The sequence below is a fragment of the Marinimicrobium sp. genome, from assembly GCF_002695945.1.
GTDB classification, from domain to species: Bacteria; Pseudomonadota; Gammaproteobacteria; order Pseudomonadales; family Cellvibrionaceae; genus Marinimicrobium; species Marinimicrobium koreense.
In genome coordinates this window covers 1-17111 of the sequence record NZ_NZQP01000041.1, presented here as the reverse complement: position 1 = coordinate 17111, position 17111 = coordinate 1, and the positions used below count along the sequence as shown (strand labels likewise).

Annotated in this window: 14 protein-coding genes; 3 read left to right on the top strand and 11 right to left on the bottom strand. The window is 56.9% G+C overall.

Annotated elements, in window-relative coordinates:
* Window positions 1-26 precede the first annotated feature (26 nt).
* From CMG77_RS09645 to CMG77_RS09615, 7 genes are all read right to left on the bottom strand, one after another.
* Window positions 27-2135 (bottom strand): RelA/SpoT family protein, encoded by a 2109-nt coding sequence (locus CMG77_RS09645; protein ID WP_286904284.1) that lies wholly within the window; start codon window positions 2133-2135, stop codon window positions 27-29.
* 58 nt (window positions 2136-2193) lie between these two features.
* The gene (gene rpoZ / locus CMG77_RS15885; protein ID WP_353743474.1) at window positions 2194-2469 is read right to left on the bottom strand and encodes a DNA-directed RNA polymerase subunit omega; all 276 of its coding nucleotides are present in this window, start codon (window positions 2467-2469) and stop codon (window positions 2194-2196) included.
* A 122-nt stretch (window positions 2470-2591) separates the two neighbouring features.
* On the bottom strand, window positions 2592-3209 hold the full coding sequence (gene gmk / locus CMG77_RS09635) for a guanylate kinase (RefSeq protein ID WP_286904282.1): 618 nt from the start codon (window positions 3207-3209) through the stop codon (window positions 2592-2594).
* Window positions 3210-3595: 386 nt separating this feature from the next.
* Window positions 3596-4543, bottom strand: a complete 948-nt coding sequence (locus CMG77_RS09630) for an alginate export family protein (RefSeq protein ID WP_502691827.1) — start codon at window positions 4541-4543, stop codon at window positions 3596-3598.
* A 306-nt stretch (window positions 4544-4849) separates the two neighbouring features.
* On the bottom strand, window positions 4850-5701 hold the full coding sequence (locus tag CMG77_RS09625) for an ABC transporter ATP-binding protein (RefSeq protein WP_286904277.1): 852 nt from the start codon (window positions 5699-5701) through the stop codon (window positions 4850-4852).
* 14 nt (window positions 5702-5715) lie between these two features.
* Complete coding sequence (locus tag CMG77_RS09620) at window positions 5716-6702, bottom strand: ABC transporter permease (RefSeq protein WP_286904276.1); 987 nt, start codon at window positions 6700-6702, stop codon at window positions 5716-5718.
* A 60-nt stretch (window positions 6703-6762) separates the two neighbouring features.
* Window positions 6763-8073 carry a CmpA/NrtA family ABC transporter substrate-binding protein gene (locus CMG77_RS09615; RefSeq protein ID WP_286904275.1) on the bottom strand — a complete coding sequence of 437 codons (1311 nt, stop codon included), beginning with the start codon at window positions 8071-8073 and terminating at the stop codon, window positions 6763-6765.
* Window positions 8074-9165: 1092 nt separating this feature from the next.
* Between CMG77_RS09615 and CMG77_RS09610 the strand changes: the two genes are divergently transcribed.
* The 3 genes from CMG77_RS09610 to CMG77_RS09600 all read left to right on the top strand — a co-directional run bounded on the left by CMG77_RS09610 (window position 9166) and on the right by CMG77_RS09600 (window position 14496).
* Entirely contained in the window at window positions 9166-12165 is a 3000-nt protein-coding gene (locus tag CMG77_RS09610; protein ID WP_286804606.1) for a TonB-dependent receptor, read from the top strand.
* 149 nt (window positions 12166-12314) lie between these two features.
* Window positions 12315-13796 (top strand): tryptophan halogenase family protein, encoded by a 1482-nt coding sequence (locus tag CMG77_RS09605; protein ID WP_286875418.1) that lies wholly within the window; start codon window positions 12315-12317, stop codon window positions 13794-13796.
* On the top strand, window positions 13786-14496 hold the full coding sequence (locus CMG77_RS09600; protein ID WP_286804603.1) for a DUF6445 family protein: 711 nt from the start codon (window positions 13786-13788) through the stop codon (window positions 14494-14496). Before CMG77_RS09605 ends, CMG77_RS09600 begins: the two co-directional genes overlap by 11 nt.
* A gap of 2 nt (window positions 14497-14498) precedes the next feature.
* Here CMG77_RS09600 and CMG77_RS09595 read toward each other — a convergent pair whose 3' ends face one another.
* The 4 genes from CMG77_RS09595 to CMG77_RS09580 form a co-directional block, all read right to left on the bottom strand.
* Window positions 14499-14687: a hypothetical protein gene (locus tag CMG77_RS09595; RefSeq protein WP_286804602.1), complete on the bottom strand. Its 189-nt coding sequence runs from the start codon at window positions 14685-14687 to the stop codon at window positions 14499-14501.
* A gap of 40 nt (window positions 14688-14727) precedes the next feature.
* Window positions 14728-15387, bottom strand: a complete 660-nt coding sequence (locus CMG77_RS09590) for a cytochrome c3 family protein (RefSeq protein WP_265366319.1) — start codon at window positions 15385-15387, stop codon at window positions 14728-14730.
* Window positions 15388-15399: 12 nt separating this feature from the next.
* Window positions 15400-15879, bottom strand: a complete 480-nt coding sequence (locus CMG77_RS09585; protein WP_286804601.1) for a nitrate reductase cytochrome c-type subunit — start codon at window positions 15877-15879, stop codon at window positions 15400-15402.
* Between the two features lie 13 nt (window positions 15880-15892).
* Window positions 15893-17111, bottom strand: a 1219-nt coding sequence (locus CMG77_RS09580; protein WP_286904274.1) for a molybdopterin-dependent oxidoreductase, incomplete at its 5' end; no start/stop codon positions are given.

The window sequence follows — 17111 nt, the reverse complement described above, 5'->3', positions numbered from 1 at the left end:
GGCGGCGACCCTTTGGCGCCAATGAATCAGTTCTTCGCCCGATTGATCCGAAGGACAAAGCTCAGGTTACGCACCCGGCGCATGATATTGGCCAGGTGAATGCGGTTGTGCACGCCGATGCAAAGGTTGATGACGCTGTTGTGGGCGTCCCGTTCGTTCACCTTGATGTGCTCAATGGAGCCGCCCTGCTCGGTCACCCGGGTGGCCAGGGTGGCGATGATGCCCCGCTCGGACTCCACTTCCACCCGCACATCCACCAGGAACTCGCCGGTGACCGTGGGCGCCCAATTGACGTAGCTGATTTTCTCCGGTTTGTGGCGCAGCTCGGTTATGTTGCGGCAGGTGTCCTGGTGGACCACCAGGCCCTTGCCCGAGCTGATGTGNCCGATNATCGGNTCGCCCGGAATCGGGCGGCAACAGCGGGCGAAGGTGATCATCATGCCTTCGGCNGAGTCGATGGTCAGCGGTGAGTAGATGCTGCCGCTGGGGGGATTGACGTCGGCGTCCGGCTGCAGCAGTTTGGCNACNGCCTGNGCGACCCGGTTGCCCAGGCCAATATCCTCGAGCAGNTCCTCCATGGANTTCATCTGGGTGGCGGTGAGCAACTGCTTTTCCTGCTCTTCGCTCAATTGATCCAGCTTGAGGCCGACATCCGCCAANGANCGGCTCAGCAGNCGCTTGCCCAGNGCGACCGACTGGTGNTGGCGCTGGTGCTTGAGGAAGTGNCGNATGGCNCTGCGGGCCTTGCCGGACACGGCNAAATTGAGCCAATTGGGGTTGGGCTGGGCGCCCTGNGAGGTAATGATATTGACCTTCTGGCCNCTCTGCAGCGGCTGAGACAGGGGNGCGAGCCGGCCGTTGATCCGGCAGGCNACGCAGTTNTGGCCNATGTCGGTGTGGACCGCGTAGGCGAANTCAATCGGCGTGGCCCCGTGGGGCAATTCGACAATGCGNCCTTTCGGNGTGAACACGTAGACTTCGTCGGGGAACAGGTCGATTTTGACGTTCTCGATGAACTCCAGCGAGTCGCCNGCCCGNCGCTGCATNTCCAGNAGGCCCTGAACCCATTGGCGGGCNCGNCTGTGGCTGATGCTCTCGTCACCGCTNTTCTTGTACAGGAANTGGGCGGCGATGCCNTTGTTGGCCATNTCGTCCATTTCCTTGGTGCGNATNTGCACTTCGATCGGNACGCCATGCATGCCCAGCAGNACGGTGTGCAGGGACTGGTANCCNTTGGCNTTGGGNATGGCGATATAGTCCTTGAACTCNCCGGCNANNGGTTTGTACAGGTTGTGAATGACGCCNAGNACCCGNTANCAGGTGTCCACGCTGTCCACGATGATGCGGAAGGCGTAAACATCCATGATTTCCTTGAAGTACTTTTTTTTCTGGCGCATCTTCTCGTAGATGCTGTACAGATGCTTTTCCCGGCCNATCACCATGGCGATCAGCCCTTCCCGNTCCAGCCGCTTNTCNATGGCGGTCTGAATCTGCTCGACNAGNTCNTTGCGGTTNCCCCGGGCGGTTTTCAGGGCCGCCTGCANNCGGCTGGCCCGCAGNGGGTNCATGGCGTAGAAGCCGCGGTCNTCGAACTCCAGGCGGATGTCNTTCATNCCCAGNCGGTGGGCGATAGGNGCGTANATNTCCAGGGTTTCNTTGGCGATACGNCGTTTCTTGTGNGGCGGCATGGCNCCCAGGGTGCGCATNTTGTGCAGNCGGTCNGCCAGTTTNACCAGAATGACCCGCANNTCGTTGGCCATGGCCAGNGCCATTTTCTGNAAGTTCTCGGCCTGCTTTTCGGCGTGGGATTCAAACTCGATCTGGGTCAGCTTGCTCACCCCGTCCACCAGNTCGGCCACGGTATCGCCAAACTGCTTGGCGATGGCNTTTTTGCTGATGCCGGTGTCTTCGATNACNTCGTGCAGCATGGCGGCCATCAGGCTCTGATGGTCCATGTGCATGCTGGCGAGGATGTCGGCGACGGCCAGGGGGTGGGTAATGTAGGCTTCGCCGCTGCGNCGNCGNTGTCCGTCGTGGGCTTGTTCCGCGTAAAAGTAGGCCCGCTTCACCAAATTGATTTGGCTGTACTCGAGGTANGATGAAAGCCTGTGACTCAAGGCTTCGATCGTCTGCAAGGCCTTACTCCAAACGAGGCCGGGGGCGGACCCGGCCGGGTNNTAAATGGCGAGGCGCTTACTCGTTGCCGGGCTGGGCCTCAGTCTCCTGAATGTGTTCNGCGCTGGGNGCTTCCTGGCGNATNGGCTCGTCNGCNTCCAGCAGNATNCTGGCNTCNANNAANCCTTCCTCGATNTCGCGCAGCGCGATNACGGTNGGCTTGTCGTTCTCTTCCGGAACGTGCGGGTCTTTTCCGCCCACGGCGAGCTGGCGGGCGCGCTTGGCGCTGACCATCACCAGTTCGAAACGGTTGTCGACGTGATCCAAGCAATCTTCAACGGTAATACGTGCCATAGTGTCTCGTACTCACAGTATTGATATGGCGTCGGTATCCTGGACCTTCAAGTGGTCCGGGCGCCGGCGCCGGGAAATTCGGGAATCGGACCGGATATTGTACACAATTTGCGCGCCGTGCGTCAGCCCAATAACTCGTCCAGCATGGCTTTGTGAACCTGNTCCTGCCGGTCGCGTCTAAGGTGNTGGCTGGTGATCAGGGCCTGGAACTGGGCCAGTGCGGTGGTGAAGTCATCGTTGATGATCAGATANTCCGCGTCCCGGTAGTGGGAGATTTCGTTGATGGCCTCGTTCATACGGGCCTCAATGACCTCCGGCTGATCCTGACCGCGCCCGGTCAGANGCTGGCGCAGGGCCGCCAGCGACGGGGGCAGAATGAACAGGCTGACGGTGTCCTGAAGTTGCTCGCGAACCTGNCGGGCGCCCTGCCAGTCGATTTCCAGGATGACGTCCAGNCCCTGGTTGAGGGTATCTTCCACCCAGTGACGGGAGGTGCCGTAGAGGTTGCTGAACACCTGNGCNTGCTCCAGAAAAGCANNCTCGNCGAGCATGGCNTCAAAGCGGGCGTGGTCCACAAAGTGGTAGTTTACGCCATCCTGCTCGCCGGGNCGCATGGGGCGNGTGGTGTGAGACACCGAGACACAGACTTCCGGGCTGGATTTCACCAGGGCGTTGACCAGGCTGGTTTTGCCCGCACCGGAGGGGGCGGAAACGGTGTAGAGAATGCCTTTGCTGCTCATGAAGCTGCTCTTCTCGGGTCGGTCTGGGTTGAGTGGGTAACGCCGGCAATGCAGGGCGACTTTGGCGCTAAAAAACGGCATTATGACACAGCTTTAACCGGGGTTCATCGACCGNNCNCCGGNGANAANCGACCAATGAGGTGAATGTGACACAAGGTATGACGAAAGCGGCCGCCGCCGAGCGGTTGAATGCCAGCGAGGCCTTNGTNCAGCGGATGATCGACAAAGGCCGCCTGGTGCCCGACGAGGCGGGGCTGCTTGACCCGCAGCGGGTCGACGACCTGGCCCAGCTCCTGGAGCGGNTGCGCGAAAACGGTGTGGGCACCGTGATCGGGCTGATTGATGAGGAACTGGGCCCGGAAGATAACGCCTGACGAANCGANCGATTAGAAAGTGGNNGCCGCCATCANCCACAGTTTGCGGGTNTCNGTGGCGAACTCATCGGCGCTGTAGTCCGCGTACTTCAGNGTCAGNCCCACCGGNCCCACCTTGGTGCCNGCNACCANCCCNAGNTCNGAGCCATAATCGGCATCCCCCTCATTGGCGCTCAGGTCGTGATACACCAGCGTCAGGTTCACGGGCCCGACCGGTCGCCCCACACTGAAGTACATATCCTCTACCCCGGTGGCGGGCGTTGCCAGAAACTTGTCNGTCCAGCCCTGGAAGGCGTGCAGCGTGGCCAGGGGTGTGGCGAACGCNGCGGCGCCNTCATCCGAGCCCAGCACCTCGTAGCCCAGTTTGAGATTGAANCCCTCCACCTTGGCCAGCCCTTCGGCCATCAGGTAGCNTGCGGAATAGTCGGTCGGGTTGTCGCCCGCCTCACTTTGGGNGGCGTACTCCAGGTTGTAGCTGAAGGTCTCGTTGANGGTGCCCTGCCAGCGCANCCCCAGGGTATCACTGGCCAGCCCCGGCGCCGTCTCGTTGTCCAGCAGNTAGGCGTAGGCCACCAGNGTGCCGGCATTNAGCCCNGTGTATTTGCCGTTGAGCAGATGGCTCTGATGCTTGTGNTCGCCACCGGCCACACTCTCACCAAAAATGCGGTTCACGTTGTGCACNTAGGCNTAGAACAGCTCGAANTGNTCCACCGCTTTGCTGCTGACCGANAANCCNTCGTAGGTCTGCTCGTTCTGGCGCCAGCCGACGCCACCGACAAAGCGTTGATTGTCCAGCAGAATGCGNTGGCGGCCATANTTNACCTGGGTGGCGCCNGCCTGATANGCCAGGTAGGACTGNTTGATCTCNGTNCCTTCCGGGTCGGCGATGACGGCNGTGNCCGGNTTGATNCCGGTGCCGTCGTTGTAGTCNACNTCGGTGATNGCGGTGGTGTCGTCCATCTCCAGCAGCAGGNTGAAGCCTTCATAGCGNCCGGAGGCATAGGTCAGGCGGGTTTTNTGNGTNAAGGCGCTGGCGCCTTCCACGNCGTCCTGGTCCACATCTTCGAAACGGGTGCGCAGATGCAGNTGGGTCTCGCCGCTTTGCAGGGCTTCGACAATACCGTTTTGAGCAACAGCGGCCGGGGCGCTCAGGCATAGNGCGAGCGAGGCGCTCAGGGGATAAGTCATTCTGTGCATTGCAGGTTTCTCCAGTTCTGTAATCGGGTAATGGNTTTTTGGTAAAAGATGNTTTTGTCTATAGAGNAGCTAGCCGGTAATTNTCAATTTTTGNGCCCAACTTTTTTTGGCCTTTCGTTTGGCGNCAATGGATTCAATCTTNTTCTGNTTNTCGTANAGAAAACGCAGNACGGCACTGCGNCANTCGTTGTACTCGGGGCTGTCNACCAGNTCGAGTCGGNTCCGCGGGCGNTCCAGGGANACNGGNAGAACNTCTCCGATGGTGGCTGATGGGCCGTTGGTCATCATCACNATCCGGTCGGACAGTAAAACCGCCTCATCCACATCGTGGGTGATCATGATGACCGTGTTGCCCAGNGTGGCCTGAATGTCCATCAGNGANTCNTGAAGGTGTGCGCGGGTCAGTGCATCGAGCGCGCCGAAGGGTTCATCCATCAGNAANACCTGCGGCTCCATGGCCAGCGCCCTGGCAATGCCGACCCGTTGNTTCATGCCGCCGGAAATTTCNCCGGGGCGCTTGTGCATGGCGTGGGTCATCTGNACCAGNGCCAGGTTGTGTTCGATCCAGTCACGCATTTCCGCCCTGGACTTCTGACCCTTGAAGACCTGNTTGACCGCGAGTGCGACATTGTCGTAAACCGTCAGCCANGGNAGCAGCGAGTGATTCTGAAACACCACTGCACGCTCGGGTCCCGGAGAGTTCACTTCCCTGCCATTGAGCACCACGCCGCCACTGGTGGCTTGATACNGACCGGCGACNATATTGAGCACCGTGGATTTACCACAGCCAGAGTGCCCGATCAGCGAAACAAACTCGCCCTGATCGATTTCCAAGTTTACATCCCTGAGTGCGTTGAACGGACCCTTGGGGGTGGGGAAATCGATCCCGACCTGGGTTAATTCGAGGTGAACTTGACTCATATCAAACTCCTTGGTTAGCGAGAGATCGCTGTTTTATCCCAGTTGACGCGGCTCTGAATCAGCAGTAGACAGCGGTCCAGCAAAAAGCCAATGAACCCGATCATCAATACTGCGACGCAAATGCGTCCGAGGGAGTTGGAGGATCCGTTCTGGAATTCGTCCCAGACAAATTTTCCCAGCCCCGGGTTCTGGGCGAGCATTTCCGCAGCAATCAATACCATCCAGGCAATACCCAGTGACAGCCGAAGTCCGGTGAACATCATGGGAATGGCCGAGGGCAGTACAATGGTTTTTACATGAGTAAACCAGTTGAGGCTCAGCACCCGACTGACGTTTAGCAGGTCGCTGTTAATGCTGGCGGTGCCCACGGCGGTGTTGATCAGGGTTGGCCAGATGCTGCACAGCGCCACGGTAATCACCGAGGTGATAAAGGACTTTTCAAACATCGGGTCATCGCTGACGTAAACCGCACTCACCACCATGGTGACCAGCGGTAGCCACGCCAAAGGGGATACCGGTTTGAATATCTGGATGATCGGATTGATTGCCCTGTAGGTGGTAGTACTCAGGCCGATGACTATCCCCAATGGAATAGCCACCGCAGTAGCCAGAAGAAAACCGGTCATCACGGTAAACAGGCTGGTAACTATCTGATCGAAAAATGTCGGACGACGGTTATAGTCCCGAAAGGTGAGCTGTGCATCCGGGTTCTTGTCCAATTGCCGCTCGTGGCGCTTCTCCTGTCGTTTGTAAAACGCTTGCGTCCGAAGATTCTCCGACTGGTGTTCATCGATCAGGTTCTGCCACTGCTCAAAGACGGCAGCGGGCCCGGGAAAGGTGCCCAGCGAGGTGTTTACCTGCTGGGCGCCGATGTGCCAGGCGCCAATGAAAAGGGCCAGTCCAATCAAGGGCAAGGTGATGGCGCTGACGATGTTCGTCAACCGGTCGCCGCTGATGGGCCAGCGAAACCACCTGGGTTTCTGAAAGGTTGTGGAAGTCATGGTGACGTCCTCCGGGTAAGGTTGGGCGATTTGCAGCGCCCAACATAGTTAAATGCGGGACTACAGGGTGTCGTTCTGTTTCAGACCGATTTTCAGTGATTCGATGTAGTTGGTCGGCTTGGTCCCGTCGTAAGTAATGCCATCGAGGAAATCATCCTGCGGGGGCTTGAAGCCGGACTCGTTGGCAAAGTCGGGGAACTCGTCGGCGACCGCATAATCCTCTGCAATAAGCGCTTGGGCTGCCTGCGCATAAATGTCCGGGCGATAGACCTTTCGGGCTATGTCGAAGTACCACGCATCTGGTTTGGATTCGCTGATCTGGCCCCAGCGGCGCATCTGCGTGAGGTACCAGATGGCGTCCGAGTAATAAGGATAGGTCGCGTTGTGGCGGAAAAATACATTGAAATCCGGANCCTCTCGGGTATCGCCTTTTTCATACTCGAACGTGCCGGTCATGGAATTGGCAATCACTTCATAGTCGGCNCCGACGTAGTAGGGCTGAGANAGAATTTTCGAGGCTTCCTCCCGGTTGGCGTTATCGTCTGCATCCAACCATTTGGCCGCNCGAATCAGCGCCTTGGTCAGGCGAATGGTGGTGTTGGGGTNCTTTTCGGAGAACTCCCNGGTTATCCCAAANACNTTTTCGGGATTGTTTTTCCAGATTTCGTAATCCGTGATGACGGGNACACCGATGCCTTTGAAAACNGCCTGTTGATTCCAGGGTTCNCCNACGCANTAGCCGTGNATAGTGCCTGCTTCAAGNGTNGAAGGCATCTGGGGTGGNGGCGTTACACTCAANAAGGCNTCGGCCTGNNTCTGGCCNGANGTGTCNCCTTTGTGGGGAGCGTAGAACCCCGGATGTATACCGCCGGCGGCGAGCCAGTAGCGGAGTTCATAGTTGTGTGTGGAAACGGGAAACACCATTCCCATTTTGAAGCTTTCACCTTTTTTGGCCATTGATTCAATGACCGGCTTCAGGACATCGGCATGGATCGGATGTTGTATTTTTCCATCTGCGCCGGTTGGCAAGTGAGGTTTTATTGCCTCCCAAACCTGGTTGGAAACGGTAATGCCATTGCCGTTCAGGTCCATGGAAAAGGGGGTGATGATATCGGCTTTGGTGCCGTAGCCAATGGTGGCCGCCAGTGGTTGACCGGCCAGCATGTGAGCGCCGTCCAACTGCCCGTCGATCACCCCGTCCAATAACACTTTCCAGTTCGCCTGAGCTTCCAGCTCGACGAAAAGGCCTTCATCCTCGAAGTAGCCTTTTTCCAGTGCAATGGCCAAAGGGGCCATGTCGGTCAGCTTGATGAAGCCAAACCGCAGGTCTGCTTTCTCGGGTGGCCCAACGGCCAATGTGGAATGGCTCATTAAAGCAATCAATGCAAATCCCAACCGTTTTGAGATCTGACAAAAGCAGGATGATAGAGGGCGTCGCAATGAGCGACGCAAAGAGCGAAGCGCGTCAAGAAAGGTGTTCATTGTTGACTCCTGAAAAGTGAAAAACACGGATGACGGAACTGATCGTCATGTGTCGCTGACTGTTCGACAGGAACAATCAGATGGCTTGGCTCACGATCGCAAACTAAAGGGACAAGTGAATGTCGGGTGCACGAGCTGGTGTATTCAAAAGCTGTGCCAACGAAACGACGACTGAGCAGATCCAGGAAATTTCCCGTAAATGAGGGGAGGGTTGGCCGATTTGCACAGCGGTGGACCGAAAAACAGAGAGGTGCTTCATCGTGGGTCAGGATAATCCAGCTGTGTTTGGCTCAAGCGCGGGCATGACGACAGAAAGAGTGCGCCAAGTTGGTACGGTGGACGGGGTTTTGGGTGCGCGAGAATGAGGCAAGCAGGACTAGCCAGTTGACTCTGGGATGCGGGGCCTGATGCGATGAGTCAGAGCAAAGGCTTAACCCAACAAAAAATAGTATAGTAGTACAATAAAATGTAAGTACGCTCTCTTATTTATAAGTGCTTAAATATTTGCGCTTTGGTCATGGCGGAACTAATCTGAAGAAGGCCTCATCAAGACCTCATAACTGATTGTTTCGTCTAAGCAATTGGTTGTTGACAAGGTATGGGCGGGAGTGTAATAGTCTAGAAGACTAATATTTATGGTCACTATAACCCTAATGTGGGTTTAGGCGGCACATAGAGGATAATCTAAGCGTCAGCGGACCTGCTAAGTTATAAAAATTAGCGCACTTATTCCGGTTGGCAATTAGGTGCCTGTGTCGTGTGAGCGGACGCCGAATTGGGTTTGCGGTGATCGGTTTTCGGAGAGTGAGAGCGTCTGGATGCCGAAGCAGGAAATGACAACAACAGTAAGGGACTCTGCCCCTGGCTCAGCGGTGGTGATCAACCAAAAACCGTACAACAGCTATTTACGGATTGCTGGCAAATGATTTGCGGCACCTTGTGTGCCGACAATAATAACCTGGTCTCAGTAAGGAGAGTTCCATGAATCCCAATCGTAAAAGTTTTCAAAAGCGCCTGATCGCCTCAGTCGTGGCCTCGTCGGCCCTGGCTGGCTTCAGCGGCGGTGCATTCGCGCAGCAGGGCGAGCCCATGCTGGAAGAGGTGGTGGTCACCGGTATCCGCGGATCACTGCAGCAGGCGATGGACATCAAGCGTGACGCCACAGGTGTGGTCGATGCTATTTCTGCCGAAGATATCGGTAAGTTCCCCGACACCAACCTGGCTGAATCCCTGCAGCGTATTACCGGTGTGTCCATTGACCGCCGTAACGGCGAGGGTTCTTCGGTCACCATCCGCGGCTTTGGCGGCGACAACAACATGGTGACCCTGAATGGTCGCCAGCTTCCTGCCGCCAGCACCTTCGGTGGTGGTAGTGGCGCCAGCGGTACCCGCGGTGGTGGCACGCGCGCCTTTGATTTTGCCAACCTGGCGTCAGAAAGCGTTTCTGGACTGGAAGTTTACAAAACCGGTCGCGCCAGCATCGCAACCGGCGGTATTGGCGGTACCATTAACATCAAGACCGCCCGTCCTCTGGATCGCGGAACCGAAGGTAGCGTGGGCTTTAAAGCCGTTCACGATACCACCACTCTGACGGGTGATGACCTGACCCCCGAGCTGTCCGGCATCTTCAGCTGGACTGATGACTCCGACACCTTTGGTGTAAGTTTGGCAGCCAGCTTCCAGGAGCGTGATTCCGGAGCTGCGGGTGCAACCTCTAACGACTGGAACATTGGTCGTTGGGGTGAGGATGAGCTCTACTCCTTCACCGATGACGCGGTGATTGAAAATGCGCCGGAAGATGGCCAATTGTATGGTCGCCCTAACGATATTCGTTACTCCGTTTCAGATCGTCATCGTGAACGCACCAACGCCATGTTGACCCTGCAGTTCCAGCCCCAGGACAACCTCACCCTGACCGGTGATCTGGTGTACGCTGAGAATTATCTTACTGAGCATCGTGGCGAGCAGACCTTCTGGTATGCCAATGGCAACACCGTTGATCGTCTGGTATTCGATGACTCTGCAGTCGCTACCCCAGCGATTTACTCCGAAACCTTGGCCAACAAGGATAACGGGTACGAGCAGCAGTGGCGTGAACAGCGCGACGAACTTACTTCTATTGGCTTTAACGCTGAGTGGCAGGTCAACGATCGCTTGAGCTTCAACTTTGACGTTCATGACTCGACCATGGAGAGTCTGCCGGACGGTCCGGGTAACGCTGGCTCTATCGACGTGAGTGTGGCCAACCCGACCCAGACGTCTCAGGTAACGGATTGGGATCGAGATCTGCCGCTGACTCAGGCGACATTTGAAAATGGCTTCAGTTTGAATGACTTCGGCTCCCAGGTCGCTCGGGTCTGGTACGCGGGTCAGACTACTGACGTCACTCAAGTACAGCTCAATGGTGCTTTCGAGTTTGACGATGGCCGTTTCGACTTCGGTGTTGAAAGCCGTACGGTAGAAATGGAACAGCAGAACTCGGATCGCTACATGGCGCTGGGTGATTGGGGTGTAGCCAACCCGGGTGAAATTCCTGATGGCTTGCTGCAAGAGTTCAGCCTGTTGGGACAGTTCGATGATTACCCCACTGGCGGTGGTTTCCAGAACGGCGCCCGCGGCAATCCGGTGGCCTTGGCGGAGTGGGCTGTTAGCGAATACGGCACTGCCGATAATGGCTATGCGGTGGCTTATAACCCGGACTTCTCCAATAACAACCTGATTGAAGAAGATATCAACGCATTGTTCGCCCAAGTAACTATCCAGGGCGAGCTGGGCGGAATGGAAACTAACTTGGTGACCGGCTTCCGCTACGAGACCACTGATGTGACCTCAACGTCATTCACCTTGATTCCGGATGCTCGAGTCTGGCAAGACAACAATGACTTCCAGACTGTCTTCAGTGAAAATACGGAAGCGTTTACCGTCAAGTCTGATTACGACAACCTTCTGCCCAGCCTGGATTTTGATATCGCGCTGACAGATGACGTCAAAGCTCGCTTTTCTTACAGCAAAACCATTGCTCGCGCCGGTTACGGCCAGTTGGCAGCATCCGTGGGCGGCTTCGGAAACGTAGGTTCCACCTATTTGGGATCCACTCCGACTGCAAACGCGACCAACCCGTCACTGAAGCCTTTGGAATCAGATAACCTGGATCTGTCGGTTGAGTGGTACTACGATGAGTCCAGCTATGTGTCAGCTGGCTTCTTCGAGAAGCGCGTGAGCAACTTCATCGGTACGGAGCAGATTCCGGAAAGTCACTTCGGTCTGCGTGACGTAACCAATGGTCCTCGAGTCGAAGAGGCAGCTCAGGCGTTGTCCGATGGTGGCTATGACATTAACGATACGTCACTGTTTGTCATGACCGCTGTGTTGGATAATCCTGATGCTTTCCCGAATGGGGCGGCTGACTACAGTGACGACGCTGACTTCGCTGTAGACGTTGCGACCGATTACGATCTGACTCCGAATGCGGAAGATCCGCTGATGGTGTTCAATACCGCTACACCGGTAAACAACCGCGAAGCTAAGCTGTACGGTAGCGAACTGGCTGCCCAGCACTTCTTTGGCGATACCGGTTTCGGTGTCCAGGCCAACTACACCATCGTTCGTGGTGATGTAGCGTTCAACGATCTGGGCGATCCTTCGGAGTCACAGTTCGCGCTGCTAGGTTTGAGTGACACCGCCAACCTCGTAGGTATTTACGAGAACTACGGTTTCACCGTGCGTCTGGCGTACAACTGGCGTGACAAGTTCCTCAATGAAACCAACCGTGGTAACTCGCGGAACCCGGTTTATGTTGAGGAGTACTCTCAGCTTGACCTGAACGTTGCGTACGATGTGACCGACGACCTGACGGTATTCTTCGAAGGTATCAACCTGACCGAAGAAAATATTCGCCAACATGGTCGCTCTGTGAACCAGCTCTGGGATCTGCAAGACCAGGGCGCTCGCTACCAGATCGGTGCTCGCTACGCCTTCTAAGGTCGTGCGAAAGCCTGGACCCGCCTCTTGGCGTGGTCCCTGGTAAGAAAAAAGGTCGCTGCTTGCAGCGGCCTTTTTTTTGCCGGTGAGTTTCTGGAAAAACCGTGATATGGTTTCTGCAGATTGAACTTGTTTGACAGGAGAGCATCGTGAACAAGCCCGTACGCAAAGTGGTAATTGCAGGTGGTGGCACTGCTGGCTGGGTCTGCGCGGCGGCATTGTCGTCGCAGCTTGGCGATTTGCTCAATATTGTGCTTGTCGAATCCGAAGACATTGGTACCGTCGGTGTCGGTGAAGCCAGTATTCCGCCCATGCGCAACTTTCACCGACTGATTGGTGTAGATGAACAGCAATTTATGGCAGCCACAGGCGCCACATTCAAATTGGGCATCGCCTTCGAGAATTGGGCACGGGACGGCGATCGCTATATCCACTCTTTCGGAAAGACCGGAAAGGAAACCTGGATGGCTGACTTTCAGCATTTCTGGCTGCGTGCCCGGGAGCAGGGTTTCGGTGGAGAGTTCGGGGAATACTGCGTGGAGCATGAGGCGGCTCGGGAGGGCAAGTTCGCTACCTCGTCAAACGGCAGCCTGAACTACGCCTACCATCTGGATGCGACCCGATACGCCGCCTTTTTGCGATCCAAGAGTGAAAGCGAGGGTGTTACGCGCATCGAGGGCAAAATCCAACAGGTGCAGCTGAATCCCGATTCAGGCCATATCGAGTCACTGGAAATGGCATCCGGGGATGTGGTGGAGGGGGATCTGTTCATCGACTGTACCGGATTTCGTGGATTGCTCATTGAGCAAGCTCTGCATACCGGCTATGAGGACTGGAGTCATTGGTTGCCCTGTGACAGCGCCTTGGCGGTACAGACAGAATCCGTCGGCCCACCACCACCCTACACTCTGTCCAGTGCTCACGACAGTGGTTGGCGGTGGCGTATTCCACTCCAGCATCGAGTGGGAAATGGCCTGGTGTACTGCAGCCGGTATTTAAGCGATGAAGCCGCGCGGGATCGGCTCTTATCCAGTATCGAGGGGAAACCCCTGACTGACCCGCGTCTGATCCGGTTTCGCACGGGACGGCGGCGTCAGACCTGGAACAAAAATTGTGTGGCCGTGGGCTTGTCCAGTGGTTTCGTTGAGCCGTTGGAGTCGACGTCAATCCACCTGATCATGATCAGCATGACGCGGTTGATACAGCTCTTTCCCTTTGACGGTGTAACGCCTTCATTGGTGAGCCATTACAATCGGATTGCAGAAGAGGAGCTGGAAAAGATTCGAGACTTTATCATTCTGCATTATCACGCTACAGAACGGTCTGACAGCCCATTTTGGCGTCACTGCGGTAGCATGAGCATTCCGGAGTCATTACGGGAGCGCATCGCTCTATTTCGGGAGCAGGGGCATGCCTACCAGTCTCCAAACGAACTGTTCCGCCTTGATTCATGGGTGCAGGTCATGTTGGGGCAACGAATCAATCCAGAACGCTACCACCCGGTTGTCCGTGCTATGGGTGATGAGCGACTGAAGAAAACGTTGGATGATTTCAGGCGGCAGGTGAGTTTGGGGGTAGAGAAGCTCCCCCCGCACGGAGCATTCGTTGAGGAGTATTGTCGTGAGCGTTGATCGTGTATGGGCCCCATCGCCTGATCGGTCGATTCGGATCGAACATGTCGGGGAAGAGCGCACACCGATAATGATCATTGACCAATTGGTGGAGCAGCCAGAGCGGCTGCGTGCAGAAGCGAGTCATTTGAACTTTACGACCCTGTCGCGCTTCTTCCCCGGCATTCGAGCGCCTGTCTCTCTTTCTTACCAGCGCTTTGTGCTGGAGAGTCTTCAAGGGGCCATAGCGGATGCCTTTGGCTTGTCTGGCCGGACGCTCAAATTTACCATGTGCCAGTATTCATTGGTCACGACACCGCCGGAGCGACTGTCGCTGTTGCAGCGTATTCCCCATTTCGATTCTTTGGAACCAGAAGGCCTGGCAGCCATCCACTACCTGTTTCGATCCGGGTACGGTGGCACGGCGTTCTATCGACATCGCAAAACCGGCTTTGAGCGGCTCACGGAAGAGAGGAAAGTGGCCTACTTGCGGTCATTGGAGTCGGAGAATGATGGACCCAATATGCCCGGCCGTGCCTACATCAATGGATCTACGCCGTTATTCGAAGAAATCGATCGCATTGAAGGTGTTTTCAATCGGATGGTGGTCTATCCCCGCAATATCCTTCATTCGGGCTGCATCGAAGCCGACTTTCATCCGGATTCTGACCCGCTCACCGGCCGCTTATCAATTAACAGCTTTATTGATGTAGCCGGTTAGTATCAGAGCGCTTCCACTTTCTCTTTACTGCACCGAGTGCACCTCAGCTGGGTCACCAACTTCCCCTGCTTGACATCAAACTTACGCTCGGTAACCACCTTCCACTTATGAAAGCCACTGCGGCACAAGGTCTTACCCTTGTGCTTTTCTTTGGCGCTGGGCCGTTTGAAGGCAATGACGTTGTCGCTCACAATTCGGTCTCCTGGTCGGTCCCGGAATTGTGAGCGAAGGCTATTCCTCGGTCAACAGAAACCGGGCCACGGCCGTGCTGCCGGGGGCGTAGACCTCGCTCAGGTCGCCGTGAAAGCCCGATTCCACGCCGCGCATGTCTGGCAGGTTGTGGGCGATGCCCTTGTGGCAGTCAATGCAGGTTTTCTCGCCGCTGGCCAGCAGGGTAGAGTGCATTTCCCGGGCCCGGGGCGACTGCTGGGTAAAGTCCATATACTCGAAGTTGTGGCAGTTGCGACACTCCAGTGAGTCGTTGGCTTTCAGCCGGCGCCACTCGCGCTCGGCGAGCATGCGGCGCTTGTCCAGAAACTTTTCCCGGGTATCGATGGTGCCAAAGATCCAGCCCCACACCTCCTTGGAGGCCTCCATTTTGCGGGCGATTTTGTAGGTCCAGTCGTGGGGAACGTGGCAGTCTGAACAGGTGGCGCGCACACCGGAGCGGTTGGTGTAGTGAATGGTCGGGATCAACTCCTCGTAGGGGTTGGCCTTCATTTCATGGCAACTGATGCAGAATTCTTCGGTGTTGGTGAATTCTAATGCCGTGTTGAAGCCGCCCCAGAATATGATGCCGGCAATGAACCCGCCGAGAGTCAGAACCCCCAGGCTGATGTGCGTCGCGGGTCGATTGAACGTTTTCCAATACGCCTTCAGTGTTTTCCACATAACCGTCCCCCGCTATTCGCCGCGCTTGATGATATCTTCCAGCACCTGATCAATCCCTTTGAAGGTGCTGACCTTCACCGGATCGACGTCGTGTTGGGGCACATGGCACTGCACGCAGAAATAGCGGCGCGGTGAAACCGAGGCCAGTGTTTGGCCGTCCCGGTCGACAAAGTGGGTGATGCTGACCATGGGGGCGCCGCTGACTTCGGTGGCGCTGCGGCTATGGCAGGTCAGGCACTGGTTGAAGTTGGTGTCCACCTGGTAACCGCGGATAGTGTGCGGAATCATCGGCGGCTGCTCGGGGTAATTGCGTGTGGGCCGGCGCATGCTCGAGCGCACATTGGCCAGCGGAGGCGCCTCGGCGGTCTGGCTGAGCGTGCCGCCTTGGCGCACACCATCCGGTGCCGAGACCTCCTGCGGTGGTTCACCTGAGGCGATCAGCGGCATCACCAGGCCTGCCATCAGAATGCTGCGTCTAATCAGTTTGATCATGATGGGCTCTCCGTTACGCAAGGCTGATCAGTTCGAGGCGGACGGCACACTTTTTGAAGTCCGTCTGCAGGGAAATCGGATCGGTGGCATCGAGCGTGAGCTTGTTCACCAACCGGTTGGCGTCAAAGAACGGAATGTACACCAACCCCTCCGGCGGCTTGACCCGGCCCCGGGTTTCTACCCGTGCCCGGATATTGCCGCGCCGACTGATCACCCGCACTTCACTCCCGCGGCGGAAGCCCTGCTTGCGCGCGTCCTCATAGTTCATGTACACCAGTGCGTGGGGCACGGCCAGGTTCAGCTCCTCGACCCGCTGGGTCATGGAGCCGGTGTGCCAGTGCTCCAGTACCCGTCCGGTGCTGAGCCAGAAGGGGTACTCCTCATCGGGCGACTCCGCGGGAGGCTCGTAAGGCAGTGCAAAAATCAGTGCCCGGTTATCCGGTTTGCCGTAGAACTGCACACCGCTGCCGGCTTCCACGTAGGGGTCGTGGCCCTCGCGGAAGCGCCACCGGGTCTCCTTGCCGTCCACCACAGGCCAGCGCAGGCCCCGCTCCTCGTGGTACCGATCGAAATTGGCCAGGTCGTGGGCCTTGCCGCGCCCAAAGCGAGCGTACTCTTCGAACAGGCCTTTCTGCACATAAAAGCCGAAGGCCTCGGACTCATAGTTGTCGTAACCTTCGGCGCGGTCATCGTTGCTGAATTGGTTGACCTGGCCGTTGGCAAAGAGCACATCGAACAGCGTTTTGCCTTTGAGATCGCTGGCTTTGTCGAGCAGCTCCGTTGGCCAGACGTCATCGGTTTTGATGCGCCGGGAGACTTCCATCAACTGCCAGAGGTCAGAGCGGGCATCGCCGGGCGGTGGTACCAGTTGGTGCCAGAACTGGGTGCGTCGCTCGGCGTTGCCGAAGGCGCCCTCTTTCTCCACCCACATGGCGCTGGGCAGAATCATGTCGGCGGCCTGGGCCGAGACGGTGGGGTAGACATCGGAGACCACCACAAAGGCGTCCGGGTTGCGCCATCCGGGCAAGGTTTCCTGGCTGGTATTCGGGCCGGCCTGGATATTGTTGGTCACCTGGGTCCAGTAGACCCTGAGCACCCCGTCTTTCAGCTTGCGGCTCTGCTCCACGGCGGAGAAGCCCACCTTGTCGGGGATGGTTCCCTCGGGCAGCTTCCAGATTTTCTCGGTCATGGCCCGGTGTTTTGGGTTGGTGACCACCATGTCGGCGGGCAGG